We start from the raw sequence: 23,436 nt of genomic DNA, 5'->3' as shown, positions 1-23,436 counted from the left end.
ATGGCGATGGAAAGCTGCGGCCGTGTCGCCGGGGCCACCTTTCGCCTTTCCGTCACCATTCAAGCCGGTGCGGAGACGATTGCAGCTTCGCGCCCAGTGCGTATTCTCCGTCACAGTGTCTTGAAATGAAGGAGCGCCGGAACATGACGACGACATCGCAATCGGTCCGGAATTTCGAGACGTGGCTGGCCGGCGAACTCGGGGCCGATCTTGTCGCGGACGATCTCCGGCAGAAGCACGAGAAGATGCGAAGCGGCGGCTTCGCCTTCCTGCGCGCCACCTATTGGCGCTGGTGCGAGACCATCCTCGATATCTGCCCGGAACTCGGCCGCGTGCCCGAGGTGCTGGCGATCGGCGACACCCATCTGGAGAATTTCGGCACCTGGCGCGATGCCGAGGGTCGGCTGGTCTGGGGCGTCAATGATTTCGACGATGCGGCGGTGATGCCCTATGCACTTGATCTCGTTCGCCTTGCGGCCAGTGCCATTCTGGCGCGCGGCGACGATGGTCCCTCGGTTCGAATGATCGGCGAACTGATCCTGAGCGGCTATCGCAGGGGCCTTGAAAATCCGCTGCCCGTCATTCTCGAGCGCGATCATAAATGGCTGCGCAAGGCGCTGATGCTGCCGAATTCCGAACGCCGGGAGTTTTGGGAGAAATATGAAATGCTGCCTCCCGGCAGCGAGCCGCCGCCATCCGCTTATGTCAAGGCGCTTGCAGATGCACTGCCGTCCGGCTCGGGACCCCTGGTGGCGAAGCCACGCAGCGGCGGCACCGGCAGCCTCGGCCGGCCGCGTTTCGTCGCCTATGCCGAATGGCGGGGCGGGCCGGTGCTGCGAGAGGCCAAGGCGCTACTGCCGTCCGCTTGGTCGCTTCGTCACAAACCACAGGACGTGGCGATCCATGCGGGCGAGATCGCCAACGGGCGGATGCGCAGCGTCGATCCGCACTACCGGGTTTCCGGCCGCATCCTCGTGCGCCGGCTTTCGCCGAATAGCTGCAAGATCGAAATCGACCGGCACCCCGAAATCCTGCTTTCGCCGACGATGCTCGAGCTGATGGGTTTCGAGATCGCCAATTGCCATTCCAACGATGCGGCGGCGGTTGCCGTGATCCTCGGCGATATCAAGGCACGGGGAAACGAATGGCTGCATGAGGCGGCAAAGGCGGCGGCATCGTGCATCAGCGCCGAGCAGAAGGCCTACGCGCGCGACGGTTGAGAAATTCGCACGATGTGCTGATCCCAGGCGACGTCGCTGCGGGTCGACAGGAAATCGCCATCATAGGAGGAGACGGCAAAGCCGCTTTTCGCCGGTGCGATGCCGGCCGCGTCCGGGATGGTCGTTTCGGCGAGCACCTTGCCCGTCCTTGCGTCGAGGGTCACCGAGGCGCCGCCTTTCGGCGAGGTGATGCCGACGAGGCCCTCGCCGCGATTGACGGCAATCGCTCCGACGTAATTGGCCAGCCTGCGCGTCGTCTGCTCCGGCAGGTCGATGAAGGACAGGTCTTCGCCCTTGGCGAAATGGCCGACGAGCGGCGGCAAATCCCGACGGTGGCCTTCATACTGGCAGGCAAACCAGATGCGGCCCTTGTCGTCGAGATCGACGTGGCGGGTGGAGAGTTCGGCCCATTCCGCCGGCAGCACATGTTTTTCGACCAGAGCCCCGGTCGCGGCATCGATCAGCACCAGCGACGGCTGCATCTCCCCGAGATTGAGCTTGGTGCGGCCGAAATCCGGATGCGTCTCGATGCCACCATTGGCGACGATCAGAAGACGCCCGTCGTCGGAGACCGTCATGTCGTGCGGGCCGATGCCGTAGGTCTCGAATTCGCCGATGCGGGTGAAGCGGTCGGTGGCGTCGTAGAGGCCGATCATGCCGCGATTGCCGTCGAAATCGTTCTCGCTGGCGTAGAGCAGACGACCATCGGGTGAGAAGGCGCCGTGGCCGTAGAAATGCCGGTCTTCCCGCGAGCTGATGACGATCGGTTCGCGCTTATTGCGGGGATCGAAAATCATCGCATAGGTGCCGGGCCGGCGAGCGAAGGCGACGGTCCTGCCGGTGACGGCGCTGAAGGCCATGCCGTGGGCGCGGGCGGGAAGCTTGACCTGGTCGATGACCTCGCCGCGCTCGGTCACGGTCGCGACGGCAAAGGAGCCATCGGCGGCGCGAATGCCCGAGGCATAGACCGCGTCCGCCCGCTCCAGGGCCATCAGCGACTTCGGTGCCAAAGTGGCGAGGAAGCCCAATCCAGCCGCCTTGACGAAATCGCGTCGGTTGATCGCAGCGCTTCGCATCATTGGTTCAGTCCCCGTCCGAAAAGGAAAAGCCGGCCGAAAGGCCGATGGCGGCGCCATATTCGTCGCTGATCCGGGTGATCAGATCGCGGCTCTCGGCAAGCAGCGTATCGAGCTTGGCCTTCTCCACATCGCTTGTGGCGGCGTCGATGTCGGGATTGAGCTTCGGCACGCTGTCGAGCAGCGATTTGAAATCTTCGTCGATCGAGGCGGCGATCGGCTGTTTGTCCGGTGGCAGAAGTTCGGCCATGCCGGCCTTCTGCCAGAGCGTGCGCAGCCCCTCCAGATTGGCGGCCATCGATTTCCAGGTGTTCTTGGAGCGCCAATAGATCGCCATGCGCGGGCGCGGCGCGGCATCCTTGCCCTTGTAGAACTGTTCGAGCCGCTGGTCGCGGAGATTCTCCGCGCCATGGACGAGAATGCCGAGCAGCGCGGTCACCGCTTCCTTGTTGTCCATGAAATCGTTGCTCTGCGGACCGGGATGTTTCCAGCTCGCTTGCACACCGTCGGGCTTTTCCCAGGCGGCGACGACTTCGCCGGCCTCGCGCTGGATATTGCCGGCAACCGCCTGGCCGTAAAGGCAGCGGAAGCCGCCCTTCTGCTTGACGAGATCGTCGGCGCCATTGCCGTAAAGCACGTATTCCAGCGCAGTCAGGCCCTGCAGCGCAACGCTCTTGCCGGCGATCGCATCGACCGCCGCATCCTTCGGATCGGCCTTGGCGATCAGCGCCTGCACCTGCTTCAGGCCGACGCCCTTGCGGTCGGGATAAAACAGGATGTGTTCGAAGAGATTGTCCTGGATGACCGGCCCGGTCTGGACGATTTCGATGATCGACCAGTAGCGGATCGTGTCGTCGAAGGTGGATTTCGCCTTGTCGAGCGTCTGCTGCGTGCCGTCGTCGCAGAGATCCGTCATCGCCGTCGTCAGCCGGGCGGCCGACTGCTGCATGTTGCGATAACCGGGGCGGATCACCTCGTCGACGGCCCGCTGCATGACGGTGGGAACGGCATCCTCGTTCAGCCCCGCCGGAGGAGCGACGGTCTCAGCGGCCGCCGATGTGGCCAGGCCGATCAGAGTGAGGCAGAGCAGAGGGTGCCAAAGGCGCATCAAAGTGACTCCAGGAATGTAATCAGGGCCGCCCTGTCGTCTTTTGACAGGGAGGAGAAAGCGTTGCGGGCCTTTTCAGCTTCGCCGCCATGCCAGAGGATCGCCTCGGTGAGATCCCTCGCACGGCCGTCATGCAGGAAAAAGCTGTGTCCGCTGACCGTCCGGGTCAGTCCTATACCCCATAGCGGTGGAGTGCGCCATTCACGTCCGCTTGCAAGACCGACCTGCTGCCCGTCGGCAAGCCCGTCGCCCATATCGTGCAGCAGGAAGTCGGAATAGGGCCAGATCAATTGGAAGGATTGCGCCTTGTCGAGCGTGTCCCTGCGGGTGACGAATTTCGGCATATGGCAGGAAATGCAGCCGCTTTCGTAGAAGATCCGCTTGCCTTTCAGCGTCTCGGCAAAGCTCGCCTTGCGCCGCGCCGGAACGGCAAGATTTTCGGAATAGAAGGTCACGAGGTCGAGAATGGGATCCGGTGCTTCTTGCTCCCCCAGCCGTTTCTGCACACCGGTCGGCATATCTAGGCATTTCTCCTCCGCCTTGGTGCAATCGCCCTGCGCATTCGGCTGGTCTGAAGTCGAGATGCCGATATCATTGGCAAAAGCATCGGCACTCTGATCGCGCACCGTGGCATTCTGCGCCTTCCAGCCGAACCGGCCGAGTGTAACCTTGCCGCTGCGGTGGTCGCGCACGATCGCAGCCTTTCCCGAGATGCGGTCGCCATCGGCATCGTCAGGGTCGGCATGGGCGAGGATATCGGCCTCGGGAATGGCCTCGATCAGCCCTAGGCCGATCATTGCCGAGGCGACACGCGGCGAAATCGTCGTCGCCGGATCGAGCGGCCCATAGGCAAGATTGACAACCGCGTAATGCGGCCGGCGCAGCGACACTGTCTCGCCGTCGCCAAGCGTCACCTTCTCTTCATCATAGTCGATTGCCAACCGCCCTTCGGCGGCAAGGCCGGGAACGGCAAGATCCTGCAGCTGATGGCCATAAACCGGATCGGGGAAGTTGACGACATCGGCACTCGCGATCGCCTTTTCTTCCTCCGGCGTTGCCGCTGCGCGGGAAAGCCGCAGGAACATCGAGGTGGCGCTTGGCCCCCCCTCCGGCGGTTTGCCGCGGCCGTCATTGACGTGGCAGCTCATGCAGGAGCGGGCGTTGAAGAGCGGCCCTAGGCCATCGGAGGCCTGCGTCGAAGACGGAGCGGAAACCCAGAGCTTGCGGAACAGCGCATTGCCGAGCCTGAAATTCTGTTCTTCCTCGAAGGGGATGTTGGCTGAAATATGCGAGAAGCTGTCTTCGGTAACGGGATCGATCGAGGTCGACGCACCTGCCTGCATCGCTTCATATTGCTCGGCCTTGGAAAAATCCCTGGTCGGCCGCGTCACGTCGGCGACGCGTTTCAGATCGGCGTCGGAAAGGTCGGTACGTTTCGTCGGCAGATCGAAACCGGCGGCGATGGTTGCGGAAAAACCGGCAAACGTGGCGCAAAGCGCTGCGCGGGCGATCAATCTGCGGGCCGGGGCATGCGACATTTCAGGGTTCGGGCCGCTCCGTCATCGAAGCGGCCCGCCTTTTTGCTTATTTGAAGACGGCGTTAGGATTATCCAAGCTGTCGGAACCTTCAAGCTGAACCGTACCGAGATCGAGTGCGGCAATAACGCGCTGCACCGATTTCGTCTGGTCGATCAGCCCGTCGATGGCGGCCTGGACGACGGCATTGCCTTCCTTGTTGCCCTCACCGATCATCTGGTCGTATTTTTCGACCGTCTCGCCGCGCTTTGCCATGGCATTCATCGCGTCGAGCGTCTTGTTGAGCTTGCCTTCCATCTCGCCGTCGAGGGCCTTGTCCTTGGCGGCCACCAGATCGTGCAGCGACGGGCCGCTGAGCTTGGTGCCGTCGACGCGGGTATAGTTGCCCGTATAGGCGGCAGCGATACCGATCGCATCGTTCAGATGCGAGTTGTAGGTATTGTCGGAGAAGCAATCATGCTCTTCTTCAGGATCGTGCAGCAGTAGGCCGAGCTTCATTCGCTCGCCGGCCAGCTCGCCGTAGGAAAGCGAACCCATGCCCGTCAGGATCGCGACGAGACCGGCCTTCGGGTCGGCTTCGACGTTTTTCGTCGCAGGCCCGTCGGCCTTCCAGTTGTCGGTCATTTCCTGCAGGTCGGAAACCAGCAGGGTGGAAGCGGATTTCAGATATTCGGCCCGGCGGTCGCAATTGCCGTGCGTGCAGTTCTTCAGGTCGTAATCCGTGGCCGGCCGGTTGCCGGCGCCGGGTCCCGTGCCGTTCAGATCCTGGCCCCAGAGCAGGAATTCGATGGCGTGGTAGCCGGTCGCGACATTGGCTTCGATGCCGCCGGCCTCGGCGAGCGTGCCGGAGAGGAATTCCGGCGTCAGCTTGGAGGCGTCGACATCCTTGCCGTCGATCTTGATCGTCTTGTTGGCGATGACATTTGCCACATAGAGCGAGTTTTCGTCGCTCTCGGTGCCATAGGAGGGATCGACATAATCGATCAGGCCTTCATCGAGCGGCCATGCATTGACCTTGCCTTCCCAGTCGTCGACGATCGGATTGCCGAAACGATAGACTTCCGTCTGCTGATAGGGAACGCGCGCCTTGATCCAGGCGTCCCTGGCGGCCTTCAGCGTCGCGTCATCCGGCGCCTTCAGGAAGGCGTCGATCGCGGTATCGAGCGCCTTTGCCGTCGTCAGCGCATCCTCGTATTTGGCATGTCCGACGTCGGCATAGTGTTTGACCACGGCGGCGGCATCGGTTTCGGCATGGGCGGGAAGGGCGAGCAGGGCGGCGGGGGCAATCGCCAGCACGGCTGCGCGGAATGTGTTGAGCTTCATGATCCTCTCCTGTGACGGATATCCGTCTAGCGCATCGGCCCGAAATCGGAATCGATTTCGGAAAGCACGATGCGCCGATTCAAACTGTTACAGCGTCCTTTGCGCGTCTGATAAGACGCGCGGCGCTGTAATCGGGCTCCGTCTCTTCGCCCAAAAGTAAACTGGTGTCAAACGCTCTAGTTTGGAATGATTTTAAGCATGGAGAAGGGCTGCAAATGCTCCTGTTTTGCAAGGACATTCACCCGGAAAATCGGCAGCGGCCGCGCTCTTTCGCCGCGGGGTCAGCCCTTGCGCTGCATCCGGCAGAAGAAGAAGCCGTCCGTGTCGGTGGAGGCGGGCGTCAGCGTCACCGTCAGGCCGTCAGATGAGTGCGGACGTGAGGCGTCTTTCCCGAACAGCGCATCCCAGCCGGGCAGGGCGCTGACGATCTGGAAATCAGGATGGTCGGCCGTAAAGCGGCGCACCTGTTCCTCGTTTTCTTGAGGCAGCACCGAGCAGGTGACGTAGATCAGCTCGCCGCCTGGCTTGACGAAGCCGCTTGCCTGCGTCAGCGCGTCCTGTTGCTGGGCGGTGCGTTCGTCGAGGTTCTTTGCCGTCAGCCGCCATTTCGTATCGGGGCGGCGGCGCCAGGTGCCGGTGCCGGTGCAGGGCGCGTCGACCAGCACCTTGTCGCAGCGCCCGGCAAGGCTGGAAAGCGCCCTGGCGTCGTCATGCACCTGGACATTGCGCGTGCCCGCCCGCTTCAGCCGCTCGATGATCGGCGCCAGCCGTTTGCGGTCGGCATCATAGGCGTGAACCTGCCCCTTGTTCTGCATGGCGGCCGCCATGGCGAGCGTCTTGCCGCCGCCGCCGGCGCAATAGTCGAGAACCTGGTCGCCCTCATGGGCAAGCACCAGGTCGGCGACGATTTGCGATCCCTCGTCCTGAACTTCGAACCAGCCCTTTTGGAACGAAAGCTCGGCTGTCACGTTGGGTAGACGCGAAGCGCCCTCGCCGGCGGCAATCCGGATGCCGTAGCGAGCGATCTTCGCCGCCTGCGCGCCGGCCCTTTCGAGCGCCCTGATGGCCTTGTCGCGGGAGGACTTCAGGATATTGGCGCGCAGATCGAGCGTCGGCCGGGCGGCAAGCGCCTGGGCCTCGGCGAGCCAGCTGGCGCCGAAGGCTTGTTCGAAGGAGGATTGGACCCATTCGGGAATATCACCGCGGATATGCGGCGGCGCATCGTCGAGCAAGCGGCTGGCAAAGGCCGCGGCGGCATCGGCGTTCAGCGGCGCCGGCGCAAATTTGTCGTCCGCCAGTTCGGCGGCAAGCCTGTCGGGCGTGAAACCCCATTGGCGGAACATGACGGCATGGGCAATGGCTGTAGCGCTGTCGTCATCCATCAGCCAGGCATGGGAAAGCCGCATGCGCAGGGCGTCATAGACGATGTTGCCGATCGCCGCACGATCGCCGGAGCCGGCGAAGCGATGCGCGAGGCCCCAGTCCTTCAGCGCGTCGGCGACGGGCCGCTTGCGGGCATCGATATCCGCCAGCACAGAAATCGCCCCTTCGAGGCGGCCGCCCAGACGCATTCACAGTCTCCTAATTGCCATGGCCTGCGACCGATCCGCACGGCGCGACTGGCGCGGGGCGGAATGTTCACAAGTCTCAACCGCGTGGTAACCGCGATTGACGGCAAGAGCAAGCGCCGCTGACGGCGCAGCTGGTTCTAAGGCTGTACGCCTCAGCTGATCACCTCGGCTGTCAGCGTTAGCTGATCACCTCTGCTGTCAGCTTTAGCTGATCACCTGGTAGCAGACCTTCGCCGTGCCGGAGCTTACCATGCCGATGTTCTGGGCCGCGGCGCGCGACAGGTCGAGCACACGGCCGCGGATGAACGGACCGCGATCGTTAATGCGAACGACGACGGTGCGGCCATTGTTGCTGTTGGTGACCTTCAGCTTGGTGCCGAACGCAAGCGAACGATGTGCGGCAGTCAAGACGGCAGGGTTCATGCGTTCCCCGGAAGCAGTTTTGGAGTGAAGCGCGTACCATGAAGCACCGCCACAGCCATTTCCAGCAAAACTCTCCGCCGGAAGCATGGAAGAGCAGGCAGCAATAGTTACGGCAGCGATAACAGAACGACGTATTTTCTTCAAAACAGAGTATCCCTCAACTATTGAACTCAACGCCTCTACAGGCGGCGGGGCTTAAATCTGTGAAAAAGTGGCGAAAAAGTGCCGCGTGCGATCACGGAATATTACAATCTGTAACATTCGTGAGCGAAATGGCGAGATTTCGTAAGCGGACGGCGATCTCTGATGCAGAAAAAACGCAGCAAAATCAGTTAAAATCCGAACGAATTTTCCAGGGGGATGGTTAACACCCCGGCGTTCACAAAAATCGCAAAAATTTTTTTCCGACTTTGCCATATTTTCCGCCACATTTGCGCAAATTTAAAGGCCGTTAACTATATAAACGGCGAAAATCGTCCTGCCAAATGGGGAAAGTAGGTATTTCCTACTCATTTCGAGTGGGTACGTCGCTCACATCGAGCGGCCGGCTCTAACCCCGCCAGCGTCCGTCCTGCCACAATTGCGCTAGCGACATCGGATAGGTCGGGAAGGAGAATTCGAAGCCGGCGGCCTTCAGTTTCGCATTCGAAACCCGCTTGTTCTCGCCGTAGAAAGAGCGCGCCATCGCTGACAGTTCGGCGGTTTCGAAGGCCTGCTCCGGTGGCGGTTCGACGCCCATCAGCCGGGCGGCCTCGACGATCACATCCTGCGGCGGGCCTGGCCGGTCGTCGGTGACATTATAGATGCCGCCGAGCCTGTGCTCCGACAGAAAGCGGGTCGCCGCTCCGATATCCTCGACGCGGATACGGTTGAAGACCTGGTCCTTCTTGATCAGCCGCCGTGCTGTGCCCTTGTCCAGATTGCAGAAGGCGTTGCGTCCCGGCCCGTAAATGCCGGAAAGCCGAAGCACCGCCGCCGGCACGCCGCGCTCCCGGGCCATTGCCAGCCAGCCCTCTCCCGCCTCCAGCCGCTCCGTCGAGCGTCCGGACACCGGCAGGCAGGGCGTTTCCTCGTCGATCCATGCGCCCTTGTGATCGCCATAGACGCCAACGGTGGAGAGGTAGCCGATCCATTCGAGCCCCGGCGGCAGGCTTGCGCCGCCTTCGCCGAGCAGCCGCAGCAGCGGGTCACCCTTGCCGGGCGCGATCGACTGCACGAGATGGGTGACATCAGCCAAAGCCCGGCGCAACTCGTCGTCCAGGATCTCGCCGTCGAACAGGAAGGCTTCGACCCCGTTTTGCCGGAGCGCCTCCATCTTGTCGGTCGAGCGCGTGGTGCCGGAAATGCGCACGCCGTCGCCGGCGAAGGCCTTGGCGATCGCCGTGCCGGAATAACCGCAGCCAAAGATCATCACATGCATCAGCCCACTCCCGCCAGCCGCCATTCATTCAGCACGTCGTCGTCACTTTCGTCTGTCCTTTGTGCGGCAAAGGCCCCAAATTCGCCAGCCGCCATCAGCCGGGACAGCGCCCAGACCGCCATGCCCCGCACCACCGGCGAGGCATCGCTGGCGAGCAGCTGACATTGCCCGATCAGCCCGCTCTCGCCGGAATTGCCGGCGGCAATCAGCACGTTGCGGATAAAGCGGTCGCGGCCGATCCGCTTCACCGGCGAGCCGCTGAAAAAGGCGCGGAAGCCGGTATCGTCGAGCGTCAGCAGAAAGGCGATCGTCGGCTCCCGCAGATCGTCCCGTGCCCTCAGCTTCATCTCGGAGGCCGAACTCGCGAACTTGTTCCAGGGGCAGGCGGCAAGACAGTCGTCGCAGCCATAGATGCGATTGCCGATCAGCGGCCGAAAATCCGGGTCGATCGGCCCCTTGTGCTCGATGGTCAGATAGGAGATGCAGCGCCGCGCGTCGATCTGGTAGGGCGCCGGGAAGGCAGCCGTCGGACAGGCGTCGAGGCAGGCGCGGCAGGAGCCGCAATGATCGGTCTCCGCAGCATCGACGGCAAGATCCGCCGTGGTGAACATCGAGCCGAGAAAAAGCCAGGAACCATGGATGCGGCTGACGAGATTGGTGTGTTTGCCCTGCCAGCCGAGGCCGGCCGCAGCCGCCAAGGGTTTTTCCATTACAGGTGCGGTATCGACGAACACTTTCACATCGGCGCCAGCGCGTGCCGCAAAACGCGTGGCAATCTCCTTCAGCCGTCCCTTGATGATGTCGTGGTAATCGCGGTTGCGGGCATAGACGGAGATCGCCGCTCTGTCCGGCTTGTCGAGAAGGACGCGCGGATCTTCCTCCGGGGCATAGTTGAGGCCGAAGACGACGACGGACCGTACCTCGCTCCAGAGCATTAGCGGATCGCCGCGCCGCTCGCGCGTCTCCGCCATCCACTCCATCGTTCCGTGGTGACCGGCATCGATGAACTGGCCAAGGCGCTCCTTCGCTTCAGGGATCGCGTCGGGCCGCGTGATACGGCAGAGATCGAAGCCCTTGGCGGCGGATTCCGCCCGCACGAACGCGGTCAAATTGTCGCGGCGGCGGCGCTCTTTGTCATCTCTATCGGCTTCGGGCATGAAGAGCCCTCGTCAGAAATCCAGATCGGCATAGTGCGAAACCGGCGTTAGCCCGCGCACGCGTTCGGTGAGCATCGGCCGGAAAGAGGGACGTGACTTCAGTCGCTGGTACCAGTCCTTGACGAGGGGCACATCCGCCCAGTCGATCTCGCCGAGATAGTCGAGGATCGAGATCGAGGCCGCGGCGGCAAGGTCGGCATAACTCATCCGCTCGCCCGCCAGCCACTGACGCGAGCCGGCAAGCCAGGTGAGATAGCGCATATGCTGGCGGATATTCGCGCGAGCCGTGCGCAATATCTTCGAATCCGGCGCTCCGCCGCCCTGATCGTTGGTCATCTGCAACTTGTAGACACGCTCGCGGGCGAGCGGCTTGGTCACGTCGTTTTCCATCTTCTGCATGAACCATTCGCTCAGCCGGCGGATTTCCGCCCGCTGGAACGGGTCTTCGGCGAGCAGTCGCCGATCGCGTTTCAACACGCCGTGCGTCTCATCCAGGTACTCGGAAATGACGGTCGCGCCGCAGAGCGCGCGCATGCTGTCATCGACATAGACCGGCAGCGTGCCGGCCGGGTTGAGCGCCAGGAAATCCCGGCGCTTCTCCCATGTCTGCTCCTCGATCAGATCCGCCTGATAGCCGTATTCGGCCAGAATCAGCCGGACGAAGCGAGATGCGGATGACATGGGATGATGATAAAGCGTGGGCATCGATACTCGGGCTTTATGATTGCTGTTACAGGACTGTGTGGCAGCTCAGTTATAGCGCCCTAGTCATGACTCATTGGTTGAAGCTATAGGAGTTTGGCCCGGCCAATACAAGCGAATCGGATTTTACGCCATCTGACAATGGCGAGATACGGTCTAACGAACGAATGGAAGCGGCGGCCTGATCGACCCAAGCGATCGGGCCCGACCGAATTTTAAACCGGAGACAATGTATGGACTATATCAATGCTGCCATTCTCGGTGTCATCGAGGGGATCACCGAGTTTCTGCCGATCTCGAGCACCGGCCATCTGATCATTGCCGAGCAATGGCTCGGCCACCGCTCGGACATGTTCAACATCGTCATTCAGGCCGGCGCCATCCTTGCTGTCACCATCATTTACTGGCGTCGCCTGCTGGATCTGGTGCTTGGCTGGCGGGTGCCTGAGAACCGCGATTATGCCGCCAAGCTGATCGTCGCCTTTCTCATCACCGCAATTCTCGGACTTATCGTCAAAAAGCTCGGCTTCGAACTGCCGGAGACGGCGACGCCGATCGCCTGGGCGCTCATCATCGGCGGTTTCTGGATGATCTTTGCCGAGTGGGCCGCGGCGCGCAAAGCCCCCCATAAGGAGATCACCTGGCTTGTCGCCATCCTGGTCGGCATCGCCCAGATCGTTGCCGGCGTCTTCCCGGGAACCTCGCGCTCCGGCGCAACGATTTTCGTCGCCATGCTCGCCGGCACCGGCAACCGCGCCGCAGCAACCGAATTCGCCTTTCTCGTCGGCATCCCCACAATGTATGCCGCAAGCGGCTATGAATTGCTGAAGACCTTTAAGGATGGCGGTGCGGCAAACGAAGACTGGACGGCACTCGGCATCGCCTTCGTCGTCTCCACGGTCGTTGCGTTTGTCGCCGTCAAATGGCTGCTCGCCTATATCAGAAGCAACCGCTTTACGCTGTTTGCCGTCTACCGCATCATTCTCGGCGTCTTGCTGCTCGGCATGGCGGCAACCGGCCTGATCGCCTGAGACCTTCGTTCAGCTTTGCATTCGCGCAACCCGCGCGGATGCAAATGCTCTGTCGGGCTTCGAACAATCACCCGATTGTCGGCGGGCGCCGTTTTTTCAGACAGGCAATATGGAGAGGATATGCGCCCGCTGTTTTCGAAGCGGGCAAGACCGAGCGTTCATTTGGGAACGTCTGCTGCAGACGCTCCGGCCGCTGCTTGTCTTTGTGAGGCCGGCACCGAGCCCGGCCTTTTCGTCAATGGCTGATCGAAGCCGTCGAGCAGGGATCGACGCCGTAGGCCGGCGAGCAATCACCCTTTACCGCCGCGACAGAACCTGGCGCCACAAAGGAGCCTGCCAGGATAATTAGCGCCGCACACGCAAAAAGGAGCGCGATTGACTTGCCCATCGAGAAATGCCTTTCACAGTGAATGCCGCACGCGATCCCGGGCGTTGAGTCCGTTGGAAGACGCGCGGGTTTGGTAGTCAGTGGAATGGCAAATAGCAATAAACGTTCCTGCTAAATTTGGCGTTAATTCCACAAAATTTCCGATGCGTCTTTTATGCAACTGCACTTGGTATGGCCGGCACAACAACATTTCAAACTTGTGCCAGCTTTGCTTGAGCCGGCAAAGCAAAACGCCGTCCGCGTCATGCGCGAACGGCGTCGTTCCGAAAATCAAAAATTGGTCAGGCGGCCTTGCCGGTGCCGGTATACTGGCCGTGCGGCCGATAATGCACGAGATAGGAGTCGAGCACCGACGCTGCCATGGTCGGCGTGATGCCGAGGCCCTTCAGGGTGCGGCCTTCCGCCTCGGCTGCTGCGGAGACGATGTTGTCGTGTTTCAGCATGCGCACCTGGTCCGGCGTGATCGGCGGCGTCACGAAGGGGATCAGCGAAACGATGCTGCCGATCAGCGAAGCGACGCTGAAGGGCAGGGAGACCAGCGGGTTCTTGCGGCACGTCACCTTCAGCATTGTCTCGAGACATTCGCGGAAACTCAGCACCTCAGGCCCGCCAAGCTCATAGACCTTGCCGCCGGCGACCTTGCCATCGACGGCGCGGGCGACGGCCTCGGCGATATCCTCGACATAGACGGGCTGGAATTTCGTCTTGCCGCCGCCGACGAGCGGCAGGATCGGCGACATGCGGGCCATATCGGCAAACTTGTTGAAGAAGCTGTCCTCCGGTCCGAAGACGATCGACGGACGCAAGATCACCGCATCCGGCTTGATGGAGAGGATGGCGGTTTCGGCGCGGCCCTTGGTGCGGCCATAGCCGGACTCGGAATTGGCATTGGCGCCGATCGCCGAAATATGGGTGAGCGTGGCGCCTGCGCCGCGCGCCGCTTCGGCAACTGCGCGGGCGCCGAATTCCTGCACGGCGTCGAAGGTGTTGCGGCCGGTCTCGTGTAAAATGCCGACGCAGTTGACGACGTGGCTTGCGCCGTCGACGGCGCGGTCGATCGAGCTGCGATAACGCAGGTTCGCCTGCACAAAGGAGATCTGGCCGACATTGCCGAGCGGCTGCAGGAAACCGGCGAGATCGGGACGGCGCACGGCGACGCGGATATTGTAACCGCGTTTGGCCAGCGCCCGAACCACGTGCCTGCCCACAAAGCCGGATCCTCCGAACACGGTGACGAGCGGCGGCAGGTTGGCAAGGGTCATGGCAGGCTCCTCGAAAGGCTTGGCGGGATGCTGTATCGGCTCCGTCTTAGCCCAATCCCGGCGCGACGGGAAGGCCTATCGCACTGTCGGTTTTTGCAGATGCGAAGTTGCGTCAGAAACGACGCACGGGCTCTAGACGCCCTCGACGACGACCATTTCCGCATCCGCCACTTCCTGGCGGATTTTCGCGGCGATCTGGTATTCAGGCGAATTGTAGCAGTCGACCGCATGCTGCATCGAGGGGAATTCGATCACTACGTTGCGCACGCGTGCCTTGCCCTCGAGCTCGGTGAAGGCGCCGCCGCGCGCCAGGAAATTCGCGCCGTATTTTTCGAAGGCGGGCTTCGCCGCCGCCACGTAATCCTTGTAGCGCTCGGCATCGCGAACATCGACGCGGGCGATCCAGTATCCTTTGGCCATTGTCTTCTCCCTTTATCGTGAAATTCTCAGCGATTTGCTGGCCAGAGCGCCGTCACCATCTCGCTGAGGACCGCGCGGGCGGCCTGCTGGGGGTCGGGCGCTTTGACGATCGGCCGGCCGACGACGAGATGAGTGGCTCCCGCCTTCAGCGCATCGAAAGGCGTCATCACCCGCTTCTGGTCGCCGTGGTCGCTGCCGGTCGGACGAATGCCGGGGGTGACGATTGCCATGTCGGCTCCGACGATCTCGCGCACCTCGGCCGCCTCGGCCGCCGAGCAGACGATGCCGCCCATGCCGGCGGTGCGCGCCTGTCCGGCACGGCGCAGCACCAGGCTGTGCGGATCGTGGCTGTAGCCGGCATCGGCGAGGTCCTCCGCATCCATCGAGGTCAGCACGGTGACGCCGAGCAGGCAGAGGCCGGAGCCCGCCGCTGCTTCGACTGCTGCCTTCATCGCCTTCGGATAGGCATGCAGCGTCAGCATCGACATGCCCATCTTGGCGATGTTCTCGACGCCTGAGGCAACCGTGTTGTCGATGTCGAGCAGCTTCATGTCGAGAAAGACTTTCTTGCCGCTTGCGGCAAGGTCGCGGGCGAATTCAAGGCCGCCGGCAAAGACCAGCTGATAGCCGATCTTGTAAAAGAGAATGTCGTCGCCGAGCGTTGAAACCAGTCTTTCCGCCTCGTCGATCGTTGGAACATCCAGGCCGACGATCAACCGCTCGCGTGCGTCCATTTGAAGTCACCCCCGCCTGTCTTCGATGGGTGTCCAGTCGCATGTCAGGGCCAGATCCGCAAGGCCGAAAGCATAGAGATTGCCGCCGCCGCCCGGCTGGTCGCGGTCGCGGGAAATCGGTCGGCCCGCCAGGGCGCATTTGAGCAGCGTGCCGACGCCGCCATGACCGACGAAGGCGATCGGCGCTGTCGCATCATGCGTGGCAAGAACGGTCTTCACCGCCGCAACGATGCGGGCCTGCGCGTCGACGGCGCGTTCCCAGCCTTTGAAGCTCTCCTCCGGATGGGCGAAGAACCAGTTGGCAGCCTCTTCGAATTGCGGCGGCGGCAGGAAGCCGGTGGCCGAGCGGTCGTTCTCGTGCATGCCGTGGACGATCTCGATCGTCACGCCGGCGGCTTCCGCCAGGATTTCGGCCGTCTCGATCGCCTTCGTCTCGTCGCTGGAGATGATGCGCCGCAACTGCCTCGCCCAGCCGCTCTCCGCAGCCTTGCGGGCCCGCGCCGCGCCGACATCGGAAAGCCCCCATTTCGGCACCGGCACGTTGGCATCGATCTTGACTTGCGGATGGGTGATGTAGATCCCGAACATCTCAGCCGCGCCGGTAGATCCAGAGCTGCGCCGGCGGAATGTTGCGCATGACGAAGTCGAAGTGCTGAATATGGTAGCGATCAGGATTGGCGGCGATCGGCGAGATCGCGCCGTAGGAAATCTGCACCACCGGCCGGCCGGGAGGCAGGCGGTCGAGCAGGCTTTCGAGCAGCGAGACGCGCATCGCCATCGGGAAGTTCAGCAGCGGAATACACGAGATGACGCAGTCGAACGTCCGGTCGCCGAATTCGCCGAGTGTCGCCTTGAGATCGAAGGCATCGCCGTTGATGAAGTGCACGCCGGGATAGGCGCGCTGCAGATGCTGGTGGAAATCCGTCGAATATTCGATCGCGACCAGATTGTCCGGCTTCACACCGCGGCCGAGTATGGCTTTGGTGATGGCGCCGGTGCCCGGCCCGAGTTCGAGCACCGGCAGGCCGGAATGCATGTCGATGACGCTTGCCATGCGCTTGGCGGTAATCGAGGAGGTCGGCACGATCGAGCCCACCGTCTTCGGCCCCTGCATCATGACCCGGAAGAAACGGATTTCCTCATCGAATTTCTTCCCGAGGTGTTCCTTCACCTTGACCCGTAAGCGCATTCTCCACCCATCCGCACGTTGATCGAAGCCCTTAATATGCCGGTTGTCGCTCCCGGGACAAGGATTTTCGCAACAAGGACATCGGCGTCAACAGCTCATGCGGCTTTCGGCGCCGAACGCGGCATGAGATCGGCAAGCCTCTCGCTTAGATGATCGGCGTCGATCGGCGCGCGCAGCTTCTTGTCGGTATTGTCGAAATAGAGATAAACGTCGCGGCCCGTGTTGCGCGTTGTAAGCGGCGCCAGCACCCGCGTCGCATTCTCCGGTTCTCCGCCGGTTGCCCAGGCGCGGATCCGGTCTGCCCAGAGGTCGAGGGCCTCGTCCTCATAGCCGCTGACATAGAGCTGTTCGGAGCCATGCAGGCGGCAATAGATGAAATCGGCGGTGACATCCATCAGCAGCGGCCATTCCACCGTGTCGGCGCAGACGAGCGCGACGTTATGACGTCTCAGCATCTCGATGAAGGCGGCAGAGCGGAAGCTGTCGTGGCGGATTTCGAGCGCGTGGCGGATCGGCTGATCGCCGTCGCTTCGAAGCCAGGCCCGTCCTTTGACATGCCCGTCATGCCGCTTGGCGAGTGCTATCGCCGCATCGCCGTCCTGCGGCAGCAGCGCCAGGAAATTTTCGAAGAGATCGGGATCGAAGGCCATGTTCGGTGGAAATTGCCAGAGGATCGGCCCGAGCTTGGGGCCGAGCCGCAACAGGCCGGAGGCAAGGAAATTGGCGAGCGCCGTCTCGATCTCGTTGAGCCGTAGCATATGGGTGATGAAGCGCGGCCCCTTGACCGCGAAGACGAAATCATCGGGCGTTTCGTCGCGCCAGCGGCCGAAGCTTTCGGAACGCTGCAGACTGTAGAAGGTACCGTTGATCTCGATCGACGGGAAGTGTCGGGCGGCGTAGGAGAGTTCCTGCTTCTGCGGCAGATCCTCCGGGTAGAATTGACCGCGCCAGGGCGCATAAGTCCAGCCGGACACGCCGATGCGCACCATTCCCGTCTTTGTCATCATCGGACCCTCCGCATCACAGGAGGAAAAACGGAGACGGGTGGCCTTCGTTCCCGTCAGACCCGCATCGGCATCAGCACGTAGAGCGCATCGTCGCCCGCCGTGTCGCGGATCAGCGTCGGCGAGCCGGCATCAGCCAGCAGGAAGATCGCTTCTTCGCCGGAAAGCTGCGCGGTGATGTCGAGCAGGTATTTGGCATTGAAGCCGATTTCCATCGCATCCGTGTCATAGCCGACGGCAACTTCCTCAGTCGCACTGCCGGAATCCGGATTGTTGACGGTCAGCATCAGCTGCCCCTCCGACAGCGCCAGCTTCACGGCGCGGCCGCGTTCGGAGGAAATCGTCGAGACGCGGTCGACGGCCTGGGCGAAGGTCGTGCAGTCGACGCGCATTTCCTTGTCGTTGCCCGTCGGGATGACACGCTGGTAGTCCGGGAAGGTGCCGTCGATCAGTTTCGAGGTCATGACGATCGAGCCGATCGTCAGGCGAATCTTGGCGTCGGAGACCTCGACGGTCACCATCACCTCGGGATTGTCGACCAGCTTCTGCAACTCGCCGACCGTCTTGCGTGGAATGATGATGCCGGGCATGCCTTCGGAGCCTGAGGGCGCATCGACATCGGCGCGCGCCAGCCGATGGCCGTCGGTGGCGACCGCCCTGAGCTTCAGGTCGCCCTTGCTCTCGATCGTGTGGAAGAAGATGCCGTTGAGATAATAGCGCGTCTCCTCCGTCGAGATCGCGAACTGCGTGCGGTCGATCAGCATCTTCAGATCGGCCGCCTTCAGCTTGAAGGAATGCGTGAAGGTGCCGGCGGTCAGATCCGGGAAGTCCGATTGCGGCAGGCACTGCAGCGAGAACTTCGAGCGGCCGGACTGCACGGTCATCGAGCCGCCGTCGGGGCTGGTCGCCAGCAGCACTTCCGATCCGTCAGAAAGCTTGCGCACGATGTCGTAGAGAAGATGGGCGGGAACGGTGGTGGCGCCGGCCTGCTCGACGTTTGCCGGCGTCGCCTCGGTAATCTCGAGGTCGAGGTCGGTCGCCTTCATGTCGAGGTTCTGGCCGTCGGCCTTCAGCAATACGTTTGACAGGATCGGGATGGTGTTGCGACGTTCGACCACGCGGTGCACGTGGTTCAGCGATTTCAACAGGTTTGACCGCTCAATAGTAATACGCATGGGATGCTACCGCTTTCGACCGTGACTGTCCGGGCGCATCGAGCACCCGAAGAATGCTGTCCCGGCCTGGGCCGGGGGAGTGGACGGGCAAAATGGCAGACTTCAGCATCGCTTTGCAAGAGGCATGCAGGGCCAAGTGCCTGGATTTGCGGTTTTCCGGCGCAATGCTCACAGAAATCCGAACCCTTGCCGAAGCCGTGCGGCTCGCCCATAAAGGCGCGATGACGGCGGACGAAAGCAAATGGCATGAATGAGGAAACCACAGAGCAGGCCGCCACCCGGCGAAGCTTCCGCCTGCACAATATGGCGGTGCCGGCGCGGCCGCTGGAGCCGGCGCTTTATCTCGTCGCCACGCCGATCGGCAATCTCGGCGATATCACGCTGCGGGCGCTGGAAACGCTGGCCGGCGCCGATGTGCTCGCCTGCGAGGATACGCGCGTCACCCGCGTGCTGCTCGACCGCTACGGCATCCAGAACCGTCCCTTCGCCTATCACGAATATAATGCCGATGAGGCCGGCCCGCGGCTCATCCAGGCGCTGGAGGCCGGCCGCTCGGTGGCGCTGGTGTCGGATGCCGGCACGCCGCTGGTTTCCGATCCCGGTTATCGGCTGGCACAGCAGGCGATTACGGCCGGTCACCGCGTCATCCCCATTCCCGGCGCCTCGGCCCCGCTCGCAGCCCTTGTCGGCTCCGGCCTGCCGAACGATGCCTTTCTGTTTGCCGGTTTCCTGCCGGTCAAGGACAAGGCCCGCCGCGATCGTCTTGGTGAATTTGCCGCAGCCCCGGCGACGCTGATCTTCTTTGAATCGCCGCACCGCATCGGCGCCACGCTTCTCGCCGCCGCCGATGTGCTGGGCAGCAGCCGGCCGGCTTCCGTCTGTCGCGAGCTGACCAAGACCTATGAGGAATTCCGCCGCGGCACGCTTGGCGAGCTTGCCGCGCATTACCAGCAGGTGGAAAACGTCAAGGGCGAGATCGTCCTCGTCGTCGGTCCCCCGGAGCCGGTCGAGACACCGGAGGCCGATGTCGAGGCCGTGCTCGCCGATCTCGTCAAAACCATGCCGACGGCCAAGGCCGCAACCGAGGCGGCCCGTCTCACCGGCCTGCCGCGCAAGGTGCTCTACCAGCGCCTGCTGGAGCTGAAGGGCGCCGATGGGCGATAATGAGCGCACCGCCATCCGAAAGAAGGCGCTGCGCCGGGGCCTGATGTCGGAATATGTCGCCGCCGTTTTTCTGATGCTGAAGGGTTACCGCATCCTGGCGCTGCGCCACCGCACCCGGCTCGGCGAGATCGATATCATCGCCCGCAAGGGCGATCTTGCCGTCTTCGTCGAGGTCAAGGCCCGCCATGGCGAGGCCGCAGCCGTCGACGCCGTCTCTGTCTCTGCCCAAAAACGAATACGGGCGGCAAGCGATCTCTGGCTCGCCCGCCAGGTTGATCAGGCCCGTCTTTCCCAGCGCTATGATATCGTCGCGGTCACCCCCGGCCGGCTGCCGCGGCACTTTCAAGACGCTTTCTGACTTCTTGCGACCATTGGCTTTCCCGATTGTTAAAATTTTAACGCCCGCGTGAACCAGCTTCTTACGACTGTCTGCTACCCCCTCGGCAAGGGTAACAATTGGGGGTTATTTCATGGCTTGGAAGCTGATGCTTGCAAGTGCGGTCGCCATGGCCGCGCGCTCGGTGCCTTATGCCGTGGTAAAGCCGGCCGGGAAATCTTTCGTCGCCCATGCAAGCGACCTGCTGCCGCTCAAGCCTTCGCCGATCAATCCGGACTGGATCGTCAGCGGCAATCCGCAGGCCCGCACCGCCGAACATTCGCGCGGCCATGACGAGGCCTCGCTGACGGCGATCTGGGACTGCACATCAGGCGAATTCCGCTGGCGCTTCGGCTGGGACGAGACGGTGATGATCCTCGAAGGCGAGGTCCATATCACCGCCGAGGACGGCACTGAACGAACGCTATGCGCCGGCGACGTCGCCTTTTTCGCCGGCGGGACCTGGGCGAGCTGGCGGGTCGACAATTATGTCCGCAAGGTCGCCTTCCTGCGCAAGCCGTTTCCCAAGCCCTTGGCGATCGCCTATCGCCTGCGCAACATGCTGCGCAATAGCGGCAACCAGGGCATCGCCGCCTAAGTAGTGCTGCGAGTTGTGCTTTTTGTTTTTACGCAATTCCCGGCAAAAGCGCTTCGCGCTTTGCCTGGGAAAACCGCTTCACACTTTTCCTGGAATTGCTTTTAATCCGGCTGCGGCGGGGCGGTCGTTTCGCCGTTTAGAACCTCGCAGGCAAACAGGATCGGATTGTCGAGTTCGGGCGCGGTCTGCTTGTTCAACAGAACGGCCACCGCGGCCGCGGCCACGTCTTGAATCGGCTGCTTTACCGTCGTCAGCCGCGGCGTCGTCATGCTGGCGAGCGGGATACCGTCGAAGCCCATGATCGAGAGCGCGGCAGGGATCGGGATTCCGAGATCATGCGCGGCCCGCATGCAGCCGATTGCCTGCTGGTCCGAACTTGCAAAGATCGCCGTCGGCCGCTCGTTGCGGGCCCGGGCCAGAAGGTAATTTCCCGCCGAACGACCGCTCTCATAGTCGAAGGCCGCCTCGGCAATCAGGGGCGGCCCTGCCATCTTTGCGCCGCCGTCCATCTGCTCCAGTGCATCGAGATACCCCATGAGGCGATCGTTGGCGGGGACGGAATGTCCAGGCCCTGAGATGAAGCCGATGCGGCGATGTCCGAGCTTGACAAGATGCTCGACGCCAAGGCGAACGCCATTACGGTGATCGGCGGCAATGCCGGAATATCCGGGCATTAGACGGTCGACGACGACGATCGGCAATCCCTTCGGCAGCTTGATCGTATGGAAATCATTGCTCGGAACGAGGATGATCCCGTCGACCTTGCGGCTCGTCAGCTGCCGGATGCGATCGGCTTCCTTGGCGGCATGATCAAGCGAGGTCATGACGATGATATTGTAGCCGTGATTGGCCGCCGCCTGTTCCGCCGATTGCACAAGTTCCGAGAAGAACGGATTGGTCAGATCCGGAATGACGATGCCGATCAGGCGGCTGACCTTGCTGCGCATGCTTCGCGCCGACGGGTCGGGCATATAGCCGAGGTCTTTGATGATCCCGGTGACACGCGCCCGCAACTCCTTGGTCACCGAGGGATGATCGTTCAAAACCCTCGAAACGGTGCCGGTGGAAACGCCCGCAAGCGTGGCAACCTCTCTAATCCCGACTTTCGACATGACAGAAACAGTTGCCCTTCATCTTCGCCTTCGCAAACGCCCGAGGGCGCCTGACCGCGGCTTCCAGCTAACGGTCTTTGCCGCCCCAGTCAAAGGGCGGCACGTCACTCATCATGGCCATCTCTCATAGCACGACGGCAATGGGTCACTCAATGGAACCGGTTCATCATACACGCCACCAAGGAGCCGAATATTGCCGCTTCTTTGAGCTACTTGCCTCATCAAAGGCATCTTGACAATTCATAGGGGCATGCTACCCAATGCGTGTTGGAAACGGTTCATTTGCCGCGGGCAACTCAGATGGAGCTGAGCCCTGAGCCGTTCGGGAGGAAAAAATGTCCAATTTTAAGCGTGAATCCGTGTTGATCAATGCACCGCGCCGTGCGGCCCTGAAGTTCGGCCTTGCCGGCAGCTTGGTGCTGGCGCTGTCCTGCAGCGTGTCGCCGGCCTTTGCGGCCGAGAAGCCGAAGGTCGGCCTGATCATGAAATCCCTGTCGAATGAGTTCTTTAAGCAGATGAAGGCCGGCGCCGACAAATATGCCGCCGAAAACAAGGACAAGTTCGATTTCAAGGCCGTCGGCATGAAGGACGAGCGTGACTTCGCCTCGCAGGTCGACGCCGTCGAGAACTTCGTCACCCAGAAATACGATATCATCGTCGTAGCACCGGCCGATTCAAAGGCGATGGCCACGCCGCTGGCAAAGGCCGTCAAGGCCGGCGTCAAGGTCATCAACATCGACGTGCCGCTCGATGCCGAGGCCAAGAAGAAGGCCGGTATCGATCTGGCTTTCTTCGGGCCTGACAACAAGGAAGGCGCAAAGCTTGCCGGCGATGCGCTTGCCAAGGATCTCGGACCCGGCGCCAAGGTGGTCATCCTCGAGGGCAACCCCGAGGCCGACAATGGCAAGGAACGCAAGGAAGGCTTCATGGGCTCCATCAAGTCAGGCAAGCTTGAGCTTCTCGACAGCAAGACCGCCCATTGGGAGACCGAGGAAGCCAACACCGTCATGACCAATTTCCTGACGAAATATAAGGATATCAAGGGCGTCATGGCCGCCAACGACTCGATGGCCCTCGGCGTCGTCAAGGCTCTCGATGCGGCCGGCCAGGCCGGCAAGATCAAGGTTGTCGGCTTCGACAACATCCCGCCCGTTCAGCCGCTGATCAAGGATGGCAAGATGCTCGCCACCGTCGAACAGTACGGCGCGCAGATGGCCGTCATGGGCATCGACTATGGCATGCGCGAACTTGCCGGCGAAAAATTCACCGGCTGGGTCAAGACCGACGTCAAGCTCGTCACGGCAGCCGATCTGAAATAATCGGGATTACCGACGACAAGGCAAAGAGGCGCCGGCTTGCTGCCGGCGCCAACGACCACCCGCCGATCGACGCGTTGATCGCTCCGGACGAGGCTTGCTTGCGAGCCTCTCCGATGCGCCTCTCGTGG

General features: G+C 62.2%; 24 protein-coding genes. 7 read left to right on the top strand and 17 right to left on the bottom strand.

Features of this window, described 5'->3' with window-relative positions:
* Positions 1–143 precede the first annotated feature (143 nt).
* Positions 144–1,220 carry a DUF2252 family protein gene (locus RCCGE510_RS22890; protein ID WP_007633903.1) on the top strand — a complete coding sequence of 359 codons (1,077 nt, stop codon included), beginning with the start codon at positions 144–146 and terminating at the stop codon, positions 1,218–1,220.
* Here RCCGE510_RS22890 and RCCGE510_RS22885 read toward each other — a convergent pair.
* From RCCGE510_RS22885 to RCCGE510_RS22845, 9 genes are all read right to left on the bottom strand, one after another.
* Positions 1,202–2,299, bottom strand: coding sequence for a DUF1513 domain-containing protein (locus RCCGE510_RS22885; protein WP_007633901.1), 1,098 nt, complete (start codon positions 2,297–2,299; stop codon positions 1,202–1,204). The two genes, RCCGE510_RS22890 and RCCGE510_RS22885, sit on opposite strands and share 19 nt — an antisense overlap.
* Positions 2,300–2,303: 4 nt before the next feature.
* Positions 2,304–3,404, bottom strand: a complete 1,101-nt coding sequence (locus RCCGE510_RS22880) for an imelysin family protein (RefSeq protein WP_007633900.1) — start codon at positions 3,402–3,404, stop codon at positions 2,304–2,306.
* Positions 3,404–4,942: a di-heme oxidoredictase family protein gene (locus RCCGE510_RS22875; RefSeq protein ID WP_007633898.1), complete on the bottom strand. Its 1,539-nt coding sequence runs from the start codon at positions 4,940–4,942 to the stop codon at positions 3,404–3,406. Before RCCGE510_RS22875 ends, RCCGE510_RS22880 begins: the two co-directional genes overlap by 1 nt.
* A 46-nt stretch (positions 4,943–4,988) precedes the next feature.
* Positions 4,989–6,263 carry an imelysin family protein gene (locus RCCGE510_RS22870; protein ID WP_007633897.1) on the bottom strand — a complete coding sequence of 425 codons (1,275 nt, stop codon included), beginning with the start codon at positions 6,261–6,263 and terminating at the stop codon, positions 4,989–4,991.
* A gap of 281 nt (positions 6,264–6,544) precedes the next feature.
* Positions 6,545–7,834: an RsmB/NOP family class I SAM-dependent RNA methyltransferase gene (locus RCCGE510_RS22865; protein ID WP_007633896.1), complete on the bottom strand. Its 1,290-nt coding sequence runs from the start codon at positions 7,832–7,834 to the stop codon at positions 6,545–6,547.
* A 204-nt stretch (positions 7,835–8,038) separates the two neighbouring features.
* Positions 8,039–8,401 (bottom strand): septal ring lytic transglycosylase RlpA family protein, encoded by a 363-nt coding sequence (locus RCCGE510_RS22860; RefSeq protein ID WP_007633895.1) that lies wholly within the window; start codon positions 8,399–8,401, stop codon positions 8,039–8,041.
* A 406-nt stretch (positions 8,402–8,807) separates the two neighbouring features.
* On the bottom strand, positions 8,808–9,677 hold the full coding sequence (locus RCCGE510_RS22855) for an SDR family oxidoreductase (protein WP_007633894.1): 870 nt from the start codon (positions 9,675–9,677) through the stop codon (positions 8,808–8,810).
* Complete coding sequence (queG, locus tag RCCGE510_RS22850; RefSeq protein WP_007633892.1) at positions 9,677–10,834, bottom strand: tRNA epoxyqueuosine(34) reductase QueG; 1,158 nt, start codon at positions 10,832–10,834, stop codon at positions 9,677–9,679. The genes RCCGE510_RS22855 and queG overlap by 1 nt, the downstream gene beginning before the upstream one ends.
* Positions 10,835–10,846: 12 nt before the next feature.
* Entirely contained in the window at positions 10,847–11,539 is a 693-nt protein-coding gene (locus RCCGE510_RS22845) for a glutathione S-transferase family protein (protein WP_007633891.1), read from the bottom strand.
* A gap of 230 nt (positions 11,540–11,769) precedes the next feature.
* Here RCCGE510_RS22845 and RCCGE510_RS22840 point away from each other — a divergent pair, with 230 nt between their 5' ends.
* Complete coding sequence (locus tag RCCGE510_RS22840) at positions 11,770–12,567, top strand: undecaprenyl-diphosphate phosphatase (protein WP_007633890.1); 798 nt, start codon at positions 11,770–11,772, stop codon at positions 12,565–12,567.
* A 669-nt stretch (positions 12,568–13,236) separates the two neighbouring features.
* Here the strand turns inward: RCCGE510_RS22840 and RCCGE510_RS22835 are convergent.
* The 7 genes from RCCGE510_RS22835 to dnaN all read right to left on the bottom strand — a co-directional run bounded on the left by RCCGE510_RS22835 (position 13,237) and on the right by dnaN (position 18,739).
* Positions 13,237–14,217 carry a complex I NDUFA9 subunit family protein gene (locus tag RCCGE510_RS22835; RefSeq protein ID WP_007633889.1) on the bottom strand — a complete coding sequence of 327 codons (981 nt, stop codon included), beginning with the start codon at positions 14,215–14,217 and terminating at the stop codon, positions 13,237–13,239.
* 132 nt (positions 14,218–14,349) lie between these two features.
* Positions 14,350–14,637: a DUF1330 domain-containing protein gene (locus RCCGE510_RS22830; protein ID WP_003544731.1), complete on the bottom strand. Its 288-nt coding sequence runs from the start codon at positions 14,635–14,637 to the stop codon at positions 14,350–14,352.
* Between the two features lie 26 nt (positions 14,638–14,663).
* Positions 14,664–15,371: an orotidine-5'-phosphate decarboxylase gene (gene pyrF, locus RCCGE510_RS22825; RefSeq protein WP_007633887.1), complete on the bottom strand. Its 708-nt coding sequence runs from the start codon at positions 15,369–15,371 to the stop codon at positions 14,664–14,666.
* A 6-nt stretch (positions 15,372–15,377) separates the two neighbouring features.
* Entirely contained in the window at positions 15,378–15,959 is a 582-nt protein-coding gene (locus tag RCCGE510_RS22820) for a histidine phosphatase family protein (protein ID WP_007633885.1), read from the bottom strand.
* Between the two features lies 1 nt (position 15,960).
* Complete coding sequence (gene pmtA, locus RCCGE510_RS22815; RefSeq protein WP_007633884.1) at positions 15,961–16,560, bottom strand: phospholipid N-methyltransferase PmtA; 600 nt, start codon at positions 16,558–16,560, stop codon at positions 15,961–15,963.
* 95 nt (positions 16,561–16,655) lie between these two features.
* The gene (locus tag RCCGE510_RS22810; protein WP_007633882.1) at positions 16,656–17,567 is read right to left on the bottom strand and encodes a DUF72 domain-containing protein; all 912 of its coding nucleotides are present in this window, start codon (positions 17,565–17,567) and stop codon (positions 16,656–16,658) included.
* A gap of 53 nt (positions 17,568–17,620) precedes the next feature.
* Positions 17,621–18,739, bottom strand: coding sequence for a DNA polymerase III subunit beta (gene dnaN, locus RCCGE510_RS22805; protein ID WP_007633880.1), 1,119 nt, complete (start codon positions 18,737–18,739; stop codon positions 17,621–17,623).
* Between the two features lie 92 nt (positions 18,740–18,831).
* Between dnaN and RCCGE510_RS22800 the strand changes: the two genes are divergently transcribed.
* The 4 genes from RCCGE510_RS22800 (at position 18,832) to RCCGE510_RS22785 (ending at position 20,877) form a co-directional block, all read left to right on the top strand.
* Entirely contained in the window at positions 18,832–18,993 is a 162-nt protein-coding gene (locus RCCGE510_RS22800; RefSeq protein WP_007633878.1) for a hypothetical protein, read from the top strand.
* Positions 18,986–19,903: a 16S rRNA (cytidine(1402)-2'-O)-methyltransferase gene (gene rsmI / locus RCCGE510_RS22795; RefSeq protein WP_007633876.1), complete on the top strand. Its 918-nt coding sequence runs from the start codon at positions 18,986–18,988 to the stop codon at positions 19,901–19,903. Before RCCGE510_RS22800 ends, rsmI begins: the two co-directional genes overlap by 8 nt.
* Positions 19,893–20,261, top strand: a complete 369-nt coding sequence (locus RCCGE510_RS22790; RefSeq protein WP_007633874.1) for a YraN family protein — start codon at positions 19,893–19,895, stop codon at positions 20,259–20,261. The genes rsmI and RCCGE510_RS22790 overlap by 11 nt, the downstream gene beginning before the upstream one ends.
* A 112-nt stretch (positions 20,262–20,373) precedes the next feature.
* Positions 20,374–20,877: a cupin domain-containing protein gene (locus RCCGE510_RS22785; RefSeq protein ID WP_007633872.1), complete on the top strand. Its 504-nt coding sequence runs from the start codon at positions 20,374–20,376 to the stop codon at positions 20,875–20,877.
* A 101-nt stretch (positions 20,878–20,978) separates the two neighbouring features.
* Here RCCGE510_RS22785 and RCCGE510_RS22780 read toward each other — a convergent pair whose 3' ends face one another.
* Positions 20,979–21,989 carry a LacI family DNA-binding transcriptional regulator gene (locus RCCGE510_RS22780; RefSeq protein ID WP_007633870.1) on the bottom strand — a complete coding sequence of 337 codons (1,011 nt, stop codon included), beginning with the start codon at positions 21,987–21,989 and terminating at the stop codon, positions 20,979–20,981.
* Between the two features lie 335 nt (positions 21,990–22,324).
* On the opposite strand from RCCGE510_RS22780, the gene RCCGE510_RS22775 reads away from it, so the two are divergent.
* Positions 22,325–23,308: a sugar ABC transporter substrate-binding protein gene (locus tag RCCGE510_RS22775; protein ID WP_007633867.1), complete on the top strand. Its 984-nt coding sequence runs from the start codon at positions 22,325–22,327 to the stop codon at positions 23,306–23,308.
* Positions 23,309–23,436: the final 128 nt, after the last annotated feature.

This window comes from Rhizobium sp. CCGE 510 (genome assembly GCF_000292525.1).
Taxonomy (GTDB): domain Bacteria; phylum Pseudomonadota; class Alphaproteobacteria; order Rhizobiales; family Rhizobiaceae; genus Rhizobium.
This window is presented reverse-complemented; position numbering and strand designations above follow the sequence as displayed.

What these genes read in the sequence shown, in the direction of transcription:
- RCCGE510_RS22840 (WP_007633890.1), top strand. Translation starts at nt 11,770, where the DNA reads ATGGACTATATCAATGCTGCCATTCTCGGTGTCATCGAGGGGATCACC.
- RCCGE510_RS22810 (WP_007633882.1), bottom strand. Translation starts at nt 17,567, where the DNA reads ATGATGACAAAGACGGGAATGGTGCGCATCGGCGTGTCCGGCTGGACT.
- RCCGE510_RS22800 (WP_007633878.1), top strand. Translation starts at nt 18,832, where the DNA reads ATGGCAGACTTCAGCATCGCTTTGCAAGAGGCATGCAGGGCCAAGTGC.
- RCCGE510_RS22790 (WP_007633874.1), top strand. Translation starts at nt 19,893, where the DNA reads ATGGGCGATAATGAGCGCACCGCCATCCGAAAGAAGGCGCTGCGCCGG.
- RCCGE510_RS22865 (WP_007633896.1), bottom strand. Translation starts at nt 7,834, where the DNA reads ATGCGTCTGGGCGGCCGCCTCGAAGGGGCGATTTCTGTGCTGGCGGAT.
- RCCGE510_RS22885 (WP_007633901.1), bottom strand. Translation starts at nt 2,299, where the DNA reads ATGATGCGAAGCGCTGCGATCAACCGACGCGATTTCGTCAAGGCGGCT.
- RCCGE510_RS22845 (WP_007633891.1), bottom strand. Translation starts at nt 11,539, where the DNA reads ATGCCCACGCTTTATCATCATCCCATGTCATCCGCATCTCGCTTCGTC.
- RCCGE510_RS22830 (WP_003544731.1), bottom strand. Translation starts at nt 14,637, where the DNA reads ATGGCCAAAGGATACTGGATCGCCCGCGTCGATGTTCGCGATGCCGAG.
- pmtA (WP_007633884.1), bottom strand. Translation starts at nt 16,560, where the DNA reads ATGCGCTTACGGGTCAAGGTGAAGGAACACCTCGGGAAGAAATTCGAT.
- rsmI (WP_007633876.1), top strand. Translation starts at nt 18,986, where the DNA reads ATGAATGAGGAAACCACAGAGCAGGCCGCCACCCGGCGAAGCTTCCGC.
- RCCGE510_RS22820 (WP_007633885.1), bottom strand. Translation starts at nt 15,959, where the DNA reads ATGTTCGGGATCTACATCACCCATCCGCAAGTCAAGATCGATGCCAAC.
- dnaN (WP_007633880.1), bottom strand. Translation starts at nt 18,739, where the DNA reads ATGCGTATTACTATTGAGCGGTCAAACCTGTTGAAATCGCTGAACCAC.
- RCCGE510_RS22785 (WP_007633872.1), top strand. Translation starts at nt 20,374, where the DNA reads ATGGCTTGGAAGCTGATGCTTGCAAGTGCGGTCGCCATGGCCGCGCGC.
- RCCGE510_RS22835 (WP_007633889.1), bottom strand. Translation starts at nt 14,217, where the DNA reads ATGACCCTTGCCAACCTGCCGCCGCTCGTCACCGTGTTCGGAGGATCC.
- RCCGE510_RS22880 (WP_007633900.1), bottom strand. Translation starts at nt 3,404, where the DNA reads ATGCGCCTTTGGCACCCTCTGCTCTGCCTCACTCTGATCGGCCTGGCC.
- RCCGE510_RS22875 (WP_007633898.1), bottom strand. Translation starts at nt 4,942, where the DNA reads ATGTCGCATGCCCCGGCCCGCAGATTGATCGCCCGCGCAGCGCTTTGC.
- RCCGE510_RS22775 (WP_007633867.1), top strand. Translation starts at nt 22,325, where the DNA reads ATGTCCAATTTTAAGCGTGAATCCGTGTTGATCAATGCACCGCGCCGT.
- pyrF (WP_007633887.1), bottom strand. Translation starts at nt 15,371, where the DNA reads ATGGACGCACGCGAGCGGTTGATCGTCGGCCTGGATGTTCCAACGATC.
- RCCGE510_RS22890 (WP_007633903.1), top strand. Translation starts at nt 144, where the DNA reads ATGACGACGACATCGCAATCGGTCCGGAATTTCGAGACGTGGCTGGCC.
- queG (WP_007633892.1), bottom strand. Translation starts at nt 10,834, where the DNA reads ATGCCCGAAGCCGATAGAGATGACAAAGAGCGCCGCCGCCGCGACAAT.
- RCCGE510_RS22870 (WP_007633897.1), bottom strand. Translation starts at nt 6,263, where the DNA reads ATGAAGCTCAACACATTCCGCGCAGCCGTGCTGGCGATTGCCCCCGCC.
- RCCGE510_RS22855 (WP_007633894.1), bottom strand. Translation starts at nt 9,677, where the DNA reads ATGCATGTGATGATCTTTGGCTGCGGTTATTCCGGCACGGCGATCGCC.
- RCCGE510_RS22780 (WP_007633870.1), bottom strand. Translation starts at nt 21,989, where the DNA reads ATGTCGAAAGTCGGGATTAGAGAGGTTGCCACGCTTGCGGGCGTTTCC.